The 254-nt window shown below is 37.8% G+C and carries 1 pseudogene; it reads left to right on the forward strand.

What is annotated here, in order from left to right:
- Positions 1-254, forward strand: a pseudogene (locus RYX56_RS23835) (tryptophan--tRNA ligase); the annotation flags it as partial.

Raw genomic sequence — 254 nt, forward strand, 5'->3', positions numbered from 1 at the left:
TAAACCTGGTGTTTCCAATTTACTCTCGATTTATTCTATTTTATCTGGAAAGCCTATTGCGGAAATTGAATCGATGTATGTTGGAAAAGGCTACGGAGATTTCAAAAGTGACTTGGCTGAAGTCATGGTAAATTATTTACAACCCATTCAAGAAAGGTATTATCAGCTTGTCGAATCAAGTGAGCTTGATGAAATTTTAGACCGTGGTGCCGAAAAAGCCAATAAAGTCGCCAGCAAGACCCTTAAGAAAATGG

Origin of the sequence: Alkalihalophilus lindianensis, from assembly GCF_032843265.1 — a bacterium.
Classification (GTDB): Bacteria; Bacillota; Bacilli; order Bacillales; family Bacillaceae_D; genus Alkalihalophilus; species Alkalihalophilus lindianensis.